A 16189-nucleotide genomic window follows, 5' to 3' on the forward strand; every position below is an offset into this window, starting at 1 on the left:
AATAGGCGCTGAAACTATAAAATCACCGGGAGAGAGTGGGCGGATCTTCCACAGAAAAGTCATACGGAGGCATAGATGGGCTTGAAACGAGATGTCAGCCTTTCGGCGGGGTTGCGATATAAGGGGCCGGCGGGCTATCTGACGTATATCCTGCACCGCATCGGCGGGCTGGGCATGGCCGTCTTCATCGCCGTGCACATTCTGGCATCCTTCATCGGCGGCGAGACGGGGGGATTTCTGAACGGCATGTACGAGAACTGGGCCTTTCAAATCTTTATTTTCTTTTGCGCCTTGTTCCACGCGATCAATGGACTGCGCATCACCGTTTTGGACCTGTGGCCCAACCTGCAGGATTACCAGACGGAGGCCATCTGGATCGAATGGGCGGTGTTTATCCCGCTGTTTGGCATCTCCGCCTTCGTGATCATGAATACGGCATTGGGAGGGTAGCATGACGACAAAATCGAGAAAACTCTCCATCCAGCAGCGTGGATTGACGAATTTTGAAGCCATGATGTGGATCTTCACCCGCCTCTCTGCCCTGGCGATCTATGGTCTGATCCTCGTGGGCTTGACCGGTGCCTTGATCATGGGTGCGCGCGAACAGATGAACTTTGCAGATGTGATGCGCTGGGCGTTCCTGCCAAACGTTACCCACGTGCAAAGCACGGATGTGCCGGACCTTGATCCCTGGGCCTCTTCGTTTTGGAAGCTGACCGCCAGCGCGTTATTGCTGGTGGCAACGGCGCACGGCGTGCATGGCCTGGTCGTGATTGCGGATGATTACATCGCAGGCGCGGGCGCGCGCAAGTTCGTGCGCTTCCTGAGCATCCTCATGACGATCGCGGTCTGTGGCATGGGTTTGTACATCATCTGGACTTCGTAAATCCCTGCCTGCGAAGGACATGAAGTGTCGCAAGGAAAGACCAAAAGCCCTTGTGCTGAAAATTCAGGAGCAATAATTCATGGCAAACGTTCATCAATTTGATGTGGTGGTGGTTGGTGCAGGTGGCGCGGGATTAATGGCTGGCTTGTATGCCTCGCGCACTGCCAAGACCGCCGTCATCAGCAAGTTATATCCCACCCGCTCGCACACAGGCGCGGCGCAGGGCGGCATTGCTGCCGCGCTCGGCAACCTGGAAGGCGATAATCCCGAATGGCATATGTACGATACCGTCAAAGGGTCCGATTATCTCGGCGACCAGGACGCCATTGAGTTCATGTGTAATGAGGCGATCGACGCCGTGCTCGAACTGGAACACATGGGCCTGCCCTTCGACCGCACCCCGGACGGACGCATCTCCCAGCGACCGTTTGGCGGGCACACCAACAACGAAACGGGCAAACCCGTCCGCAGGGCGGCGCACGCCGCCGACCGCACGGGTCACATGATCCTGCAAACGTTGTATCAACAGTGCATTAAGAACAAAGTAAACTTTTTTGATGAATATCAAGTGCTGGATTTCATCATGGTCGACGGCAGGACGGCCGGCGTGGTGGCGGTGGACCTTGCCACGGGCGAATTGCATACCATCCATGCAAAAGCAGTCATCTTCGCCACAGGCGGACACGGACGCATCTTCGAGGTCACGTCCAATGCGTATGCGTACACGGGGGATGGGGCGGCGATCCTGTTGCGTCACGGCATTCCGCTGGAGGATATGGAGTTCTTTCAGTTCCACCCGACGGGGATTTATAAGCTCGGTATCCTCATCACCGAGGGTGTACGCGGTGAAGGCGGCGTGCTGATCAACGGCAGGGGCGAGCGTTTCATGCCCGGTTATGCGCCAACCATCAAGGACCTGGCTTCGCGCGATGTGGTCAGCCGCGCCATTTATACAGAAGTCAAAGAGGGACGCGGTATTGACGGCAAGAACTACGTCTATTTGGATATCCGCCCTGAAAGCGTGAATAAATTTGCGGCGGAAGATGGACGTACGAACCCTGACGGCTCCAAATTCAATTTGACCACTGAACAAGTCCTGAAAAAATTGCCCGATATCATTGATTTTTGCCGGGTGTACCTGGGTGTTGACCCGCTGACCCAGATGATGCCCATCCAGCCGACTGCGCACTATACAATGGGCGGCATCCCGACAAATAAATACGGCGAAGTTGTGATTGATGACAGGAACACAGTTCTGCCTGGGTTGTATGCGGCCGGGGAATGTGCCTGTGTTTCCGTGCATGGCGGCAACCGCCTGGGATGTAATTCCCTGCTTGATCTGGTTGTGTTCGGCAAACACGCGGGACTCAAGGCGGCGGAGTACGCAAAAGCAGCCGGGTTTGAGAATCTGCCCGGGGATGCAGCAACAGGCACAAGATCCACGCTGGAGGCGCTGCGCAATGGGTCTGGCAGGGAAAATGCGTTCGACATCGCCAATGAAATGAAGAAGGTCATGTTCGCGGATGTCGGTATTTACCGCAACGAAAAGGACATGCAGGCCGCCCTGGACAAGGTGCGTGAATTGAAGGAACGCTTCAAGAACGTGGGTGTGACAGACACCGGCAAGATTTTCAACACCGAGTTGTTGAACGCCTGGGAACTCGGCAACCTGCTCGAAATTGCGGAAGTGGTTGCGCTGAGTGCGTTGAACAGGAAAGAATCACGCGGCGGACATTCGCGCGAGGATTATCCCGACCGTGACGACCAGAATTGGATGAAACACACGCTGGTCACGCAGAAGAACGGCAAGCTTGAGATCAGTTACAAGCCCGTTGTCATCACCAAGCACCAGCCCAAGGCCAGAGTTTATTAAACACAAAGGACACGAAGTACGCAAAGGGTTTAAGGGTTTTCCTTCGTGACCTTTGTGCCCTTCGTGTTTAGAGGTTTTTGACAGGAGACTTATATGGAAGTTACAGTCAAAATTTTCCGTTACAACCCCGAGAAGGACCAGCGCGGCAACTATGTCACGTATAAAATAGAAGCCGATGAGAACGACCGCGTGCTGGATGTGCTTGAATACATCAAAGGCAAGGAGGACGGCACGTTGTCCTTCCGCCGTTCGTGCGCGCACGGCGTGTGCGGGTCAGACGCGATGCGCATCAACGGGCGCAACATGCTGGCCTGCAAGGTGTTGATCCGTGATATCGGGGCGAACATCACCGTGGAGCCGTTGCTCGGCTTGAAGATCGCCAAGGACCTGATCGTGGATATGGAGCCGTTCTTCGATAATTACAAGAAGGTGCTGCCGTATTTCATCAATGACAGCCCGCTGCCCGAAGGCGGACGCGAGCGCTTGCAAAGTCCCGAAGACCGTGCACGCTTCGATGAGACGACGAAGTGTATTTTATGCGCAGCTTGCACCACTTCCTGTCCGTCGTATTGGGCGAACGGCGAATATTACGGTCCCGCCGCCATCGTGACCGCGCACCGCTTCATCTTCGACAGCCGCGACGAAGCCGCCGGCGAACGCCTGCAAATCCTCGCGAAGACGGACGGCGTGGCGCGTTGCCATACCGCGTATTCCTGCACCGAGGCCTGCCCGCGCGAGATCAAGATCACCCGCGCCATCGGCGAGGTGAAGATGGCGATGATCACAGGGAAGCTGGATTAGAACCAGTATTCAGTTTACAGTAATCTGTTACCAGTAAACCGCGTCTGAGAGGATGCGGTTTATTTTTGAAAAAAATTTGGAGGTATGAATGAACGTGTTAAAACTCGCCGCCTTCTCCCAGAATGGACAGGGCGGCAATCCCGCTGGCGTGGCATTTTATGATGAGACGCCCGCTGCCGAGGAAATGCTCGCGATCGCCAAACAGGTCGGTTATTCGGAAACGGCATTTCTTGTCAAACAGGGCGAAGGCTGGCGCGTGCGTTATTTCGCGCCTGAAATGGAAGTCCCCTTTTGCGGTCATGCCACCATTGCGCTCGGCGGCGCGCTCGGTGAACGCTTTGGCGAAGGGACCTATCAACTTTATTTGAACGACAGCCAGATCAGCGTACGTGCGGAAAAATCTACGAACGGGATGTCGGCCACACTGCAATCACCCGAGACGTGGTCGGAGGCTGCGCCGCAGGAATATGTGGATAAGATCCTGACAGCGTTCAAACTGACGAAGGAACAACTTGATACACGCTTCCCTATCCGTTTGGCGGGGGCAGGCGCCAAGCACCTGATCATATCCCTCAAGGACCGCAAAACTCTGGCGGACATGTCCTACCCATTTGACGAGGTGCGCGCACTCATGGCCGAGCAGGGACTGGTCACGATCAGCCTGCTTTGGAACGAATCCGATGATGTGTTCCACTCGCGCAATGCATTCGCCTCCGGCGGAGTCTACGAAGACCCCGCCACGGGAGCCGCCGCCGCGGCGCTGGCGGGGTATCTGCGCGACATCAATTGGCGGGGACCAAAGACCTTCACAATTTTACAGGGAGAGGACATGGGCATGCCATCGCGCCTGACTGTATCATTCACACAGAAGGCGGCGGAAAGCATCGCTGTCAGCGGGGAAGTGCGTCATATCGAATAGTTTGAAGGTAAGCCGCATCCATAAGGGATGCGGCTTACCTTCTTTGCATGGTATCGGCCATGATTTTATAGTAATATGATTTCCACCAAAAATCATGGATTTCATTCCCGCACTTTCCGATCTTCCCCTCCCTGCCTCCCAGCGCATTGCAATGAAAGTCACCGCGCCTGCCGGGCGCATCATTCGGCAGGGACATCCCTGGGTCTTCGATCAATCCATAATCGAACAAAGCCATGAGGGTGCGCCCGGCGACCTGGCTGTGATCTTCGACGGCAAACGCAAATTCCTTGCCGTCGGTTTGTACGACCCCACATCCCCGATCCGCGTGCGTATTTTTCAAAAAGGGAAACCCGCGCCGATCGACCGCAACTGGTTCCGTGAAAAACTGGGGACCGCCGCAGGATTGCGCGCGTCATTACAGGAACAGGACACAAACGGCTATCGGCTCGTCCACGGCGAGAACGACGGACTGCCGGGGCTGGTGATCGACCGCTACGCCGAAACCCTTGTCATCAAACTTTACACGCCGGCCTGGGTCCCGCACTTGAAGGAATTGTGTTCCGCGCTGGAGGGGGGCCATCCATTCGAGCGGTTGATCCTGAGACTCAGCCGTTCGCTCACCAGGCAGGCAAAATATTTACACGGCTTGACGGATGGGATGACGATCCTCGGTCAGCCTCCCGAAGGCCTGATCCTGTTCAAGGAGAATGGACTCACCTTTGAGTGTGACCCCATCCACGGACAAAAGACCGGCTTCTTTCTCGATCAACGCGACAATCGCGCAAGGGTTGAGGCGTTCTCCGCGGGAAAGTCGGTGTTGAACGTATTTTCCTACACGGGCGGATTCTCCGTCTATGCGGCGCGCGGCGGTGCGGAGGAGGTCCTCAGCGTGGATATCAGCCGGCCGGCAGTGGAAGCGACTCTGCGCAACATTGCCGGCAACCGGGATGTGCCCGGCGTCAACGCTGCAAAATTCGAAACCATCGCGATGGATGCCTTTGAAGCGCTCGCGCAAATGAAGGGGATTCAACGCCGCTTCGGCATGGTCATCCTCGACCCGCCCATGTTCGCGCAGAATCAGTCACAGGTCGAGGCAGCGCTGACAGCCTATCGCCGCCTTACCCAACTGGGGCTTGCCGTATTAAAGCCGGGCGGTATTTTGGTTCAGGCCTCCTGTTCCAGCCGTGTGGATGCCGCCCGTTTTTTCGACGCAGTCCAGCGGTCCGCAAAGGAGGCGGGGCGTCCCTTGAAGGAATTGGAACGCAGCGGCCACGCGCCGGATCACCCCGTCACGTTTGATGAAGGCGCCTATCTTAAATGCCTGTTCGCCATTGCGCCCTGAGCATCCCCCGCCAGGCGGGTGTGAATATTGCACTTTGAATGCTATAATGATTTTTGAAAATTAACTTAAACCGTTGTCTGTGGAAAGGAAGTGAGATGGTCAAGGTAAACTATCAATTTGAAAAACGAAAAAAGGAATTGGAAAAGAAACGCAAGAAGGAACAGAAGTTAAGGCTCAAGCAGCAGAAAAAGAACAATCAGCCAGGTGGGACTCCCATCGCATCACAGGCTGAGGATATCATTGAAAGCCCGGCAGAAGAAACCCCGCCGCAAACGCCCCCGCTGGAAGCGACCGATGAAAAACCCGTCGAACCTCCAGCCAAGGAATAGATTCCGCGCAAGTCATTGCGAAAAGAGAGACCAAGCCGTGGACTGGTCTCTCTTTTTTTGCCGACCTTAATGTGCCGGTGACTTTGAAAACACATTGATCAAAATAATGCCTGCGATGATGAGCACGATCCCGCTCACGCGCGCCCAGTCCAGCGTTTCGCGCCATAGGATCATGCCCGCAATAACCGTCAGGATTAATCCCCCACCGGACCAGATGGCGTATGCCACTCCGAGCGGCATGACCTTCAAGGCAATGGACAGCAGATAGAACGACAAGCCGTATCCGACAACAACGACCAGGCTGGGGATGGTGAATCCATCCGGGAATTTAAGGGCGGAGGTACCGATCACTTCGGTCAGGATGGCAAAGAAAGGGATGATGAGGGTTTTCATTTCGGTTTCTCCTGCCGCGATTATATGCGAAACGGATCGCCATCCTTGCTATAATGGCATGGAACGATGCGCGGTCTTTTTCTTGTTTATTGCGGCATCGCTGGAGACTTCGAGCAGAGCATTGAAATGCATGAGGTGAAACGGACGAATACCGCGGCTGGTTACAAGCGGGAAGAAAAAAGAAGAATGAAGGGAATATAAAAGATGCAGACCTATTTTGCCGACTACTTAAGCCTTTTGCGAAGTTGTCACAATGATGTCGATAAAGCGCTGGATGGACTCCCGCCTGAAGCATTGGATTGGGTCCCCGGTCAGGACATGAACTCGATCAGCGTACTGGTTTTCCATCTTACTGGCGCGGAGCGGTTCTGGATCGGCGACGTGGCGGCGCAGGAACCATCGGACCGGGATCGGGATGCAGAGTTCAAAGTCAAAGGTCTGGGAACAGATGCCCTGAAAAAGCGGCTGGATGACACCTTGACCCAGGCCGGCGCCGCCCTGGAGAAATTCTCCTTGCAAGACCTCGAACTCCCGCGCCGTTCGCCGCAAACCAACCGTGAATTCACCATCGGCTGGGCGCTGCTCCACGCGCTCGAACATGCCAGGGAGCACGCAGGTCAAATACAAATTACACGGCAGTTGTGGGAGCAAAAGGAAAACAAACCTTGATCCCGCTCTTCATCAACTTCCCCCAAATTTGTGGCTTTTGGGGGAAGTTGTGAAGCATATTTATTTTCCCGTCAAAAACCCGACAACCTGTTCATGAATCTCTTTTGATTGCAGAGCGCCCCTGTGTCCCAACCCGGAGGTCTCGATCAGTTTCGCGCTCTTCCATGCCTTTGCAATCGCGCGGCTGTCTTCAATCGGCGTGACATTGTCGGAAGCATCGTGGAACATCAAGGCGGGGATATGGATGCGCGGAGTCAAAGTTTCGTTGACGACCGCCTCCAGCACGCCCTCGCCAAATTTCTCGATGATCATCATGCGCATGCCATCCACAACCTCGTCGGGCAGATTTGCGATGGCTTGAAAACGCGGCAGGGAATCCAAAAGCCGGTTGAAAGCGCCAAAATACACCAGTTTGGAGGGAGGCGGGAAATTCAAGTTGACCAGCGCGTAGGACGTGATCAAAGTCCCGAATGAGTGGGCGATGATCGCTTCGAAACGTCCCTCCCGCTTCATGACCTCGCCCATGCTGGGTGCGATCTCGAGCAGGTTGGTCAAGACCCCATCCGATTCACCGTGCGCGGGTTGATCGTACGCCACCACGCGATAGCCGGCGTTCAACAAAGGTTCGACGAAACCCGTCATCTGCGCGCGTGCACCGCCCCAGCCGTGCATGAGCAAGACGGCGGGATGCCTCTTATCGCCCCAGGTTGTGACCGCCAGTTCGCCGCCGTCAAAAGGAATGCGATGGGCGTTCCCGCGCGCCAGCACGGCTTCATCGGTGGGTTTCACCTCATATTTGGACGGGCTGAAAAAGGCCTGGTACACCTTTTTTACAACCCCTTGTTGCTTTATTTCTGTCAGTTCTAAAGTAGCCATTATGTTCTCCTTGATAAATTACTTACTACCTAGTAAGTTTTAACGATAAAAAATTTAGACGAGCAGATCGAGTTTAAGTTGTTGAACGACATCGCGGAACTTCTTTGTTCCCAACGCACGCGCCATTTGCAGGGCGCCCTGCAAACTGGAAAACATCAACGCGGCTTTGCTCGCCGGTTCGCCGTTGAATTGGAACACGCCCGCCTCTCTTCCTTCGGCGAGGGTTGCCTCCAGCCAGTTGAGCATTTCCCTGTGCAGGCCTTCAACCTCCCCGCGCAACCGGTCAGGGATCGAATTGAATTCAACCTCCAGAGAACCGACAAGGCAGACCTTGCCATTGTCTGTGCGGACATCAGAGTAGATGTTAAAAAACCAGGCCAGTTTCTCCGCAGGGGGCAAATCTTTCACACGCGAGTTGTTGGTCCACAGCCTGAAGCGTTCCCGATAGCGTTGAATGACCGTGCAGGTCAGGTCCTCCTTGGTGGGGAAGTGATAATGGATGGCGGCGTTCTTCACACCGAGCTCGGAGGCGATGTTGGCATAGCTGAAGCCGTTGAAGCCCACATCCATCAACAGGGATTCCGCCAGATTCAATATCGTCCGCTTGCTGTTTTCGATCTTGACCATTATCGGCCGATCTTACTTACTAGTTAGTAAGTTGTCAAGGGCACTGACCAACCTCCCTCAGACCCTCTCCCCTCGAAACTGCGTTTCATACAACTGAGCATACAACCCATTCTGGGAAAGCAGCTCATCATGAGTGCCTCTCTCGACAATCCTCCCTCGATCCATCACCAAAATTAAATCTGCCGCCAGTATCGTGCTCAAACGATGAGCGATCACAATGCTCGTGCGCCCAGCCATGACGCGCTTCAACGCATCCTGGATCAGAGCTTCGGATTCGCTGTCGAGTGAACTGGTGGCTTCATCGAGCACGAGGATGCGCGGGTCTTTGAGGATCACACGCGCCAGCGCGATGCGTTGTTTTTCACCGCCGCTGAGTCTATATCCGCGCTCGCCCACGATGGTGTCATAGCCGTCGGGCAGGTCCATGATGAACTGATGGATGTTCGCGGTGCGCGCCGCGGTTTCGATCTCGGATTGCGCCGCGTCCATTTTCGCATACGTCAGGTTCGTGCGGATGGTGTCGTGGAAGAGATAATTCTCCTGTGTCACCATGCCGATTGTGTGCGCAAGCGAATCAAGCGTGACGTCGCGCAGGTCATGCCCGTCGATGCGGATGACGCCGTCCGTGGGGTCATATAGGCGCGGGATGAGATAGGTCATCGTCGTTTTGCCCGCGCCAGAGGGACCGACCAACGCGACCAAACTTCCAGGACGCGCGGTAAAGGAGACTCCCTCCAAAGCGACCTCTCTGGCTTGGGATGTGGAGTCAGTCTCCCCTGAGTCTGATGCGGTGCTCTTCATCTCCTTCTCCCCGTTGCTTTTATCCGCCAATGACAGGACCGCACCCACGTCTTCATGTCGTCCGTAACGCTTGACATCTTTCAATAATTTGGATGGGTCAACTTGATAGTTGAAGGAGATGGTATCGAATTCAAGCTCGCCTTTCACATCGCGGAGTTCGATGGCATTTTCTTTTTCGATGATATCCTGCGGAAGATCAATGACCTCGAACACGCGCTCGAAACTGACCATGCTGGTCGAAAACTCGACAGGCGCGCCAGCCAGTCCTTGCAGTGCGCCATAAAGTTGACCGAGATACGAGCCGAATGCGACAATGGTTCCGACGGTGAAGACATCAGTGATGACGAAGTAACCGCCGAGACCGTAGACCAGCGCCGTGCCCACTGCGCTGACCAGACCAAAGATGACGAAGAACGACGAGCCGACCACCGCACGGCGGATGCCGATGTCGCGCACGTTGGCGGCGCGTTCACGGAAGCGGTTTTCCTCTTCACGCGTGCGTCCGAATAATTTGACCAGCAGTGCGCCGCCGATGTTGAGGGTCTCGTTCATGTGCGCGTTCATCTTGGCGTTGTGATCCATGGCTTCGCGGGCGATGTCACGCAGGACGATACCGAGCCGCTGTGCGGCGATGATGAATAACGGCAGGATGAGCACACTGACGATGGTTAGCCGCCATTCGAGCGTGAGCATGACCGCCAGCAGGGCGATCGCCTGTATGAGATTGGTCACGATGTTGACAATGGTGTTACTGATGGCGTTCTGCGCGCCAACCACATCATTGTTGAGACGGGACATCAACTCGCCCGTTTTTGTGTTGGTGAAGAATCGCAGGGACATGCGTTGCAGGCGCGCAAAGAGACTCGAACGCAGGTCGTAGATGACGCCTTCGCCCACTGCCGAGTTCAAGCGCCGCTGAACCACATTGATCGCGCCGTTAAGTGCAGGGATGAGCAGCAGCGCCACACCGAGCAGGACGAGTCGATCTGTGTCTTTGGCGGGAATCACCACGTCGATCATGTTGCGGAAGACGAGCGGCGTCAGCAGGGACAGGCCCGTGCCGAGCAAAATGGTGACGAGCATGCCCGTGATGTGTCCCCAATATTCACGCGCGTAGGAAAGCACGCGCAGTAGTAATTCTTTTGTGACGGTGGGCTTGTCGTCGCCCTGCCGCATGTATTGATACCAGCCGCTGAAGTGCATGGATTTTGTCTCCTGGTCCGACAGTCACATGGTCAATAGTCGTTGGTCGGGCGGTCGTTTGACGATCGGACTATCCGACTATAAGACTATCCGACTAAACACGCAACTGGACGAGTGGGGAGGTTAATGAAAGTCTGATGGGGGAAGGAACGAAATTTGGATGACAAAAAAGTATAATCCTACAAAAAAAGCCACAGGAGACCCCGCACTTATGTCCACCAAAACCCTTTCCATCATCTCAGCCGTACTGACCGTCATCTTCCTCATCGTGCTCGGACTTGTTGCATTCTTCTCCACGCTCCTCGCCCTCAATGGGTACGGCGACAGCGAGGGGACAGCTGCAGGTATCGTCACTCTCGTCTGCCAGGGAGTCGGGTTGATCTTGTCCGGCATCCTTGCCGGCTGGCTGACGCGTCTCTTCATCGAGAAATTCAACTGGAACAGGATCCTGGCCGTCATCCTTTCGGTCTTTGCCGGGTCGACGCTGGGAACTGTCCTTGTGTTTGCCGCGTTGATGGGCTCTGTGATCGCAGCCGAAGTAATGTGGCAGGCGCGGTAATACTATTGGGGATGGATGCAATCTAAAACTGCTTACATACGTCATGCGATATTTAAAACGAACTGTCGGGGAACTGCGTAGAATCAATATAGTGAGGTTCGCATGACAAAACATCCATTATGGACGCGCTGGACTCTGGCGAACGCCTTCAGCGAAATGCTCGGGCTTGGGCTGACGTTTGCACTCACAGGCCTGGCCTTCTCAAAACTCGATAGCCAGCAAACCATCACAGGCATTCTGCTGGCATTCGTCCTTGCCGTCGCAAGCGGCGGGATCGAAGCCACCATTGTCGGGCTGGCGCAGTGGTGGGCAATGCATCCGTGGTTCCCATTCCTTTCCAAATTCTTGTGGTGGCGCGCGACGTTGATCGGAGCATTGGCCGCCTACGTGCTTGGATATCTGCCCTCGACTTTGATGGGCATGGGAGAGGCATCCGCCTCGTCCGCGCCGATGGTTGAACCGCCCCAATGGATCATTCTCCTGCTTGCGGCTGGGATGGGGACTGTCGGGGGTGCGGTGCTGTCGTTCGCCCAGTGGCTGGCAATTCGCAGGGAGGTCCGCGGCGCGGGGGTGTGGATTCCCGCCAACATGCTGGCATGGACGTTCGGGATGCCGATCATCTTCTGGGGTATCGATATCGCGTTCGAGATGTCTGTGCCATGGCAATCCGTTTTGGTCATGGCAGGGACGTTGTTCGTTTCGGGTGCAGTTGTCGGCGGGATGCATGGCGCCTTTCTCGTCAGGCTGGCTCGAGACAACCCGTCCCCAAATGGAGAATGACTGAAAGGATGGGCTTTCTTCATAGACCACGAAGCCACAAAGGCTCGAAGAGTCAAAGGTTTCCTGGTGGCTTTGTGTTCTTAGTGCCTTTGTGGGTAGCCCACGAAAGTAGCCACTCCCCCCAAATGATGAAATACGCCACTAAACGATACAAGTGCTATAATCGCACCGGGAGATGTGTCTTTTGCAGGAGAAAGAGTTGATGCCAGTTGTCTGGTCCCTGCTGGTTTTGTCCGTATTACTTGCGGGGATTTTTATTTATATCCGCCGCCATCGAAATGTGCCCACGGTGATCCCTCGTTATCCAGCCAAAGATATTCTGACGGAAATCGAAACCCGTTTTCAAGTCCTTGTTGAGTCTGCGCCGGTCGGCATAGTCATCACCAGCAATTCGAGGATCGTGTATGCCAACCCGACCTTTTTGGAAATGTTCGGCGATACATTTTCCGAGGCACTTGGCACCCTCACGGTTGAAAAAGTGGCACCTGAAAGCCGCGACCTGTTTGCGGAAAATTTGCAAAAACAGGCGGAGGGGCACAGGGTGCGTTATGAAATTATGGGGTTGCGGCGCGACGGCTCGAAATTTCCCATCCAGGTTGCGGCAACCCGCATAACGAATTTTTCGGAGGAAATCACTGCCATCGGTTTTATCCAGGATATCTCCGAGCGCAGGGATGCCGAGGAAAAACTGCAATTCCAAAATGAAAGATTAAGCGCCCTCCACAACATCACACTCGACCTGTTGAACCGCCGCGGAGCGGACGATGTTCTCAATGCGATCCTGCTGCGCGCCTGCGATCTGCTGGATTCACCTTTCGGGGTCCTCTCCCTTCTGGAAGACGACGTGCTCGTTGTAAAGACCACGTCGGAAATGAATACAGCCCTGCTCGGGACGCGCATCCCCTTGAAGGACGCGCGTTTATCCATGCTGGCGATCAACACGCGCCAGCCGCAGGTCAGGCAGGATTATTCGCAATGGGCTGAACGGCTTGCCATGTACGCCCCATATAACCTGAAGGCTGTTGTAAATGTGCCGGTCATCATCAACGACCAGCCGGTTGGGATCCTGGCGCTGGGACGCACCGCACCCGACAAGCCCTTTCTGAACGATGAGATCGATGTGATGCGCTCCCTTGTGCAGCTGGCGGCGCTTGCCATGGATAATGCCCAGCTGTTCGCCGCCGCGCAGCACGAATTGAACGAAAGGAAGTCTGCCGAGGAGGAACTTCGCCGGGCGAACCAGAAACTCCAGTTCCAGATCGAGGCGATACAGCTCCTCCAGACCGAACTGCGCGAACAGGCCATCCGCGATCCGCTGACCGGGTTATACAACCGCCGCTACCTGGACGAAACCCTGGAGCGCGAACTCGCGCGGGCCGGACGGGAGAATTATCCGATCAGTTTCGTCATGATCGATATTGACGGCTTTAAAAAAATAAATGACGATTTTGGCCACGGCGTGGGGGATGCAATGCTGCAACGCCTCGCAAATCAACTGCTGAGCCAGACCCGCACCGGCGATATTGTCTGCCGCTATGGCGGGGATGAGTTTTTGGTGGTCCTGCTGAATGTGGCCTCCGAGATCTCCTTCCATATCGCTGATAAGTGGAGGAATCAGTTCCAGTCGCCAATGGCGCTTTTGGATTCTCAGGCCGCCAGAACCACGATCTCTTGCGGCATCTCGGATTTTCCCGGGGATGGAACCACAAAAGCGGATATTATCGCAAATGCCGATAATGCCCTGTATATCGCAAAAAGGAACGGGCGCGATCAGGTGGTTGTTTGGGCGGGAAATCGCGAGCCATAAAGGGTGATGAAAGTGGCAGGTGCCTGCCGGATGGGGGTAAAATCGAATGAAGGAGACTGGATGGTTCCTCCCAACATAGGTTACAGCGCATTGCTATTTATTGCGGGAACGGTGTGTCTGCTGGTCGCGGCCATCATTCTGCAAACGCGCCGTGCCGCGCCCGGCGCCACCTCCTTGATGGCCTTGCTCCTTGCCCTTGCCTGGTGGGATATTACCTACGCAATTTTTTGGGCGGGCACACCGGCGCATTCGGACTATTTCTGGCTTGATCTTACCTACATTGGAGTCGTCACCGTCCCTGCGGCGTTTTTTATTTTTTCCCTTCAAATCTCCAATCTGACGCACTGGCTAAAACGTCCGCTGGCCGCCCTGATCTATCTGGAACCCGGCATTGTCCTGCTTCTTCTGTTCACAGACCCCTATCATGGACTCTTCTTCGCCGGCAAACGTACAGCCAACAGCGCGGTCATTCTGGACGCCGGACCCGTTTTCTGGCTCAATGTGGTTTATTCCTACTCCCTGATCTTGCTCACCACCATCCTGCTTGTGCGGACGTTCGCCCGTTCGTCCGGGTTGTATCGCAGACAGGTCGGTGTCATCCTCATTGGATTGGGCATCACCTGGTTGAACAGCATCATCTTTGTTGCCGGGCTGAATCCGTTGCCCGGGGCGGATAACACCCCCTTCTCATTTACCATTACCGCGGTTGCCTTTGCCTACGCTTTGCTCCAATACCAGCTTCTGGATATTGTCCCGGTGGCAAGGGATGTTCTGATAGAGAAGATGACCGAAGGCGTGCTGGTCATCGACGTTCAGGAACGGATCGTTGATATCAATCCCGCCGCGCGCAGGATGTTGAACGTCCCGCTGAATGTATTGGGAAGACCGATCAATGAAGTTTTTTCAAAATGGAATCGCACGGACAGGGAGGCGCTGGTCTCGGCAAATACCCAGTTCGAAATCGAGTTGGGGGAGGGAAGGAAAATCCATATGGATGTGCAGGTTACGCCCATCATGGACGGCAGGAACAGGGATATCGGCCGCCTGATCGCCCTGCATGATATTACGAACCTGAAAAACAACCAGAAGGAACTGCACCTGCTCGCTACAAGGGATTCCCTTACCGAGGCGATCAACCGCGGTCATTTCATGGAACTGGCCCTCAAGGAAGTCCAGCGTGCCCAACGATACGACAGACCTATATCCCTGATCCTCATGGATTTGGATTATTTCAAAAATATAAATGATACCTATGGCCACGCAATGGGAGACCAGACGCTTGTCGCCTTTACGAAAATTTGCACGGACGGCGCAAGAAAAACGGATATCTTTGCCAGGTTAAGCGGCGAGGAATTCGTGCTGTTGCTGCCGGAAACCCCGGAAAAAACAGCAGCCGAGCTGGCCGAGCGGCTGCGAATGGCGTTTGCGGAGACAGTCATTGGATCGGAGGCTGCTCAATTCAATACCGTCAGCATGGGGATCACGGAACTTCGGGCAAACGACACGCTGGAGAACATGCTCCACAGGGCGGATAAGGCCTTGTACAAGGCAAAGTCAGAGGGACGGAATAAAGTATATACATGGCATCCGCAATTGGGATAGGACCCGCCGGGGTACAACTCCATTCATGAAAATTCTCAGCGTAAATATTGGAATCGAGCGTGAATTACAAACTGCAACTTCGCTCAGCAGGACGGGTATCCATAAAGTGCCGGTTTCGGGTGCCGTGTATATCTCTGCGCCCGGATTGAAAGATGACGTCATCGTAAGCAAAAAGCATCACGGCGGACCCGATCAGGCTGTTTATGTCTTCGGCGCGGAGGATTATGCGTACTGGTCAGTGGAGTTGGGTGATGAGTTTGCGCCCGGCGCATTTGGCGAGAATCTCACCATCTCTGACCTGCAAAGCGCGGATTTCAACATTGGAGATCGCCTGCAGGCCGGCGAAGTGACCCTAGAAGTGACCGCGCCCCGCATCCCTTGCGGGACATTGGCAGCGTGGATGGGGGATCCGCGGTTTGTGAAGAAATACCGCGATGTGGAACGTCCGGGGTTCTATTGCCGTGTGATCGCCGAGGGCGAGGTCAAAGCCGGGGATGTGGTGACAGTTCAACGGTCCGCGGGGGAGGCGGTTGGCATTCTCGAGGTCTTTCGTCACTGGTACGAAAAGGAGAAGGATGAGTCAACGCTTGGCAGATTTCTAAACGCCCCCATCGCGACCCGTGTGCGCAAACGCCTGGAGGATGACCTGCAGAAACTCCTTGAAAGAAATATCCCTTGAAGAAATAGAAAATTTGTTCTATAATCATGACATTACCCCGCCT

At 54.9% G+C, this 16189-nt stretch carries 17 protein-coding genes; 13 read left to right on the forward strand and 4 right to left on the reverse strand.

The window, feature by feature from the left end; translation table 11 throughout:
- Positions 1–75 precede the first annotated feature (75 nt).
- The 7 genes from QY332_02545 to QY332_02575 all read left to right on the forward strand — a co-directional run bounded on the left by QY332_02545 (position 76) and on the right by QY332_02575 (position 6150).
- On the forward strand, positions 76–450 hold the full coding sequence (locus QY332_02545) for a hypothetical protein (GenBank protein ID WKZ36807.1): 375 nt from the start codon (positions 76–78) through the stop codon (positions 448–450).
- A gap of 1 nt (position 451) precedes the next feature.
- Positions 452–886 (forward strand): hypothetical protein, encoded by a 435-nt coding sequence (locus QY332_02550; protein ID WKZ36808.1) that lies wholly within the window; start codon positions 452–454, stop codon positions 884–886.
- A 79-nt stretch (positions 887–965) separates the two neighbouring features.
- The gene (locus QY332_02555; protein ID WKZ36809.1) at positions 966–2759 is read left to right on the forward strand and encodes an FAD-dependent oxidoreductase; all 1794 of its coding nucleotides are present in this window, start codon (positions 966–968) and stop codon (positions 2757–2759) included.
- Positions 2760–2852: 93 nt separating this feature from the next.
- Positions 2853–3560 carry a succinate dehydrogenase iron-sulfur subunit gene (locus QY332_02560; GenBank protein ID WKZ36810.1) on the forward strand — a complete coding sequence of 236 codons (708 nt, stop codon included), beginning with the start codon at positions 2853–2855 and terminating at the stop codon, positions 3558–3560.
- An 88-nt stretch (positions 3561–3648) separates the two neighbouring features.
- On the forward strand, positions 3649–4479 hold the full coding sequence (locus QY332_02565) for a PhzF family phenazine biosynthesis protein (protein ID WKZ36811.1): 831 nt from the start codon (positions 3649–3651) through the stop codon (positions 4477–4479).
- A 94-nt stretch (positions 4480–4573) separates the two neighbouring features.
- On the forward strand, positions 4574–5821 hold the full coding sequence (locus QY332_02570) for a class I SAM-dependent rRNA methyltransferase (protein WKZ36812.1): 1248 nt from the start codon (positions 4574–4576) through the stop codon (positions 5819–5821).
- A 95-nt stretch (positions 5822–5916) separates the two neighbouring features.
- On the forward strand, positions 5917–6150 hold the full coding sequence (locus QY332_02575) for a hypothetical protein (protein ID WKZ36813.1): 234 nt from the start codon (positions 5917–5919) through the stop codon (positions 6148–6150).
- Between the two features lie 66 nt (positions 6151–6216).
- On the opposite strand, the gene QY332_02580 is transcribed toward QY332_02575, so the two are convergent.
- Positions 6217–6543, reverse strand: coding sequence for a multidrug efflux SMR transporter (locus tag QY332_02580; GenBank protein WKZ36814.1), 327 nt, complete (start codon positions 6541–6543; stop codon positions 6217–6219).
- Between the two features lie 204 nt (positions 6544–6747).
- On the opposite strand from QY332_02580, the gene QY332_02585 reads away from it, so the two are divergent.
- On the forward strand, positions 6748–7212 hold the full coding sequence (locus tag QY332_02585; protein ID WKZ36815.1) for a DinB family protein: 465 nt from the start codon (positions 6748–6750) through the stop codon (positions 7210–7212).
- Between the two features lie 60 nt (positions 7213–7272).
- On the opposite strand, the gene QY332_02590 is transcribed toward QY332_02585, so the two are convergent.
- Genes QY332_02590 through QY332_02600 form a run of 3 tightly spaced genes read right to left on the reverse strand, consistent with a single transcriptional unit; the run spans position 7273 to position 10719 of the window.
- Positions 7273–8088 (reverse strand): alpha/beta fold hydrolase, encoded by an 816-nt coding sequence (locus tag QY332_02590; GenBank protein ID WKZ36816.1) that lies wholly within the window; start codon positions 8086–8088, stop codon positions 7273–7275.
- Between the two features lie 54 nt (positions 8089–8142).
- Complete coding sequence (locus QY332_02595) at positions 8143–8715, reverse strand: TetR/AcrR family transcriptional regulator (GenBank protein ID WKZ36817.1); 573 nt, start codon at positions 8713–8715, stop codon at positions 8143–8145.
- A 57-nt stretch (positions 8716–8772) separates the two neighbouring features.
- A complete protein-coding gene (locus QY332_02600) occupies positions 8773–10719 on the reverse strand; it encodes an ABC transporter ATP-binding protein (protein WKZ36818.1) in 1947 nt (648 codons plus the stop codon).
- Between the two features lie 211 nt (positions 10720–10930).
- Here QY332_02600 and QY332_02605 point away from each other — a divergent pair, with 211 nt between their 5' ends.
- From QY332_02605 to QY332_02625, 5 genes are all read left to right on the forward strand, one after another.
- Positions 10931–11278, forward strand: coding sequence for a hypothetical protein (locus QY332_02605; protein ID WKZ36819.1), 348 nt, complete (start codon positions 10931–10933; stop codon positions 11276–11278).
- Positions 11279–11380: 102 nt separating this feature from the next.
- Positions 11381–12058 carry a hypothetical protein gene (locus tag QY332_02610; GenBank protein WKZ36820.1) on the forward strand — a complete coding sequence of 226 codons (678 nt, stop codon included), beginning with the start codon at positions 11381–11383 and terminating at the stop codon, positions 12056–12058.
- A gap of 202 nt (positions 12059–12260) precedes the next feature.
- Positions 12261–13865: a diguanylate cyclase gene (locus QY332_02615; protein ID WKZ36821.1), complete on the forward strand. Its 1605-nt coding sequence runs from the start codon at positions 12261–12263 to the stop codon at positions 13863–13865.
- Between the two features lie 60 nt (positions 13866–13925).
- Positions 13926–15467: a histidine kinase N-terminal 7TM domain-containing protein gene (locus tag QY332_02620; GenBank protein ID WKZ36822.1), complete on the forward strand. Its 1542-nt coding sequence runs from the start codon at positions 13926–13928 to the stop codon at positions 15465–15467.
- A gap of 25 nt (positions 15468–15492) precedes the next feature.
- Positions 15493–16146 carry an MOSC domain-containing protein gene (locus tag QY332_02625; protein ID WKZ36823.1) on the forward strand — a complete coding sequence of 218 codons (654 nt, stop codon included), beginning with the start codon at positions 15493–15495 and terminating at the stop codon, positions 16144–16146.
- The last annotated feature ends 43 nt before the right edge of the window (positions 16147–16189 follow it).

Source organism: Anaerolineales bacterium, assembly GCA_030583885.1.
In the GTDB taxonomy this organism is placed as follows: domain Bacteria; phylum Chloroflexota; class Anaerolineae; order Anaerolineales; family Villigracilaceae; genus Villigracilis.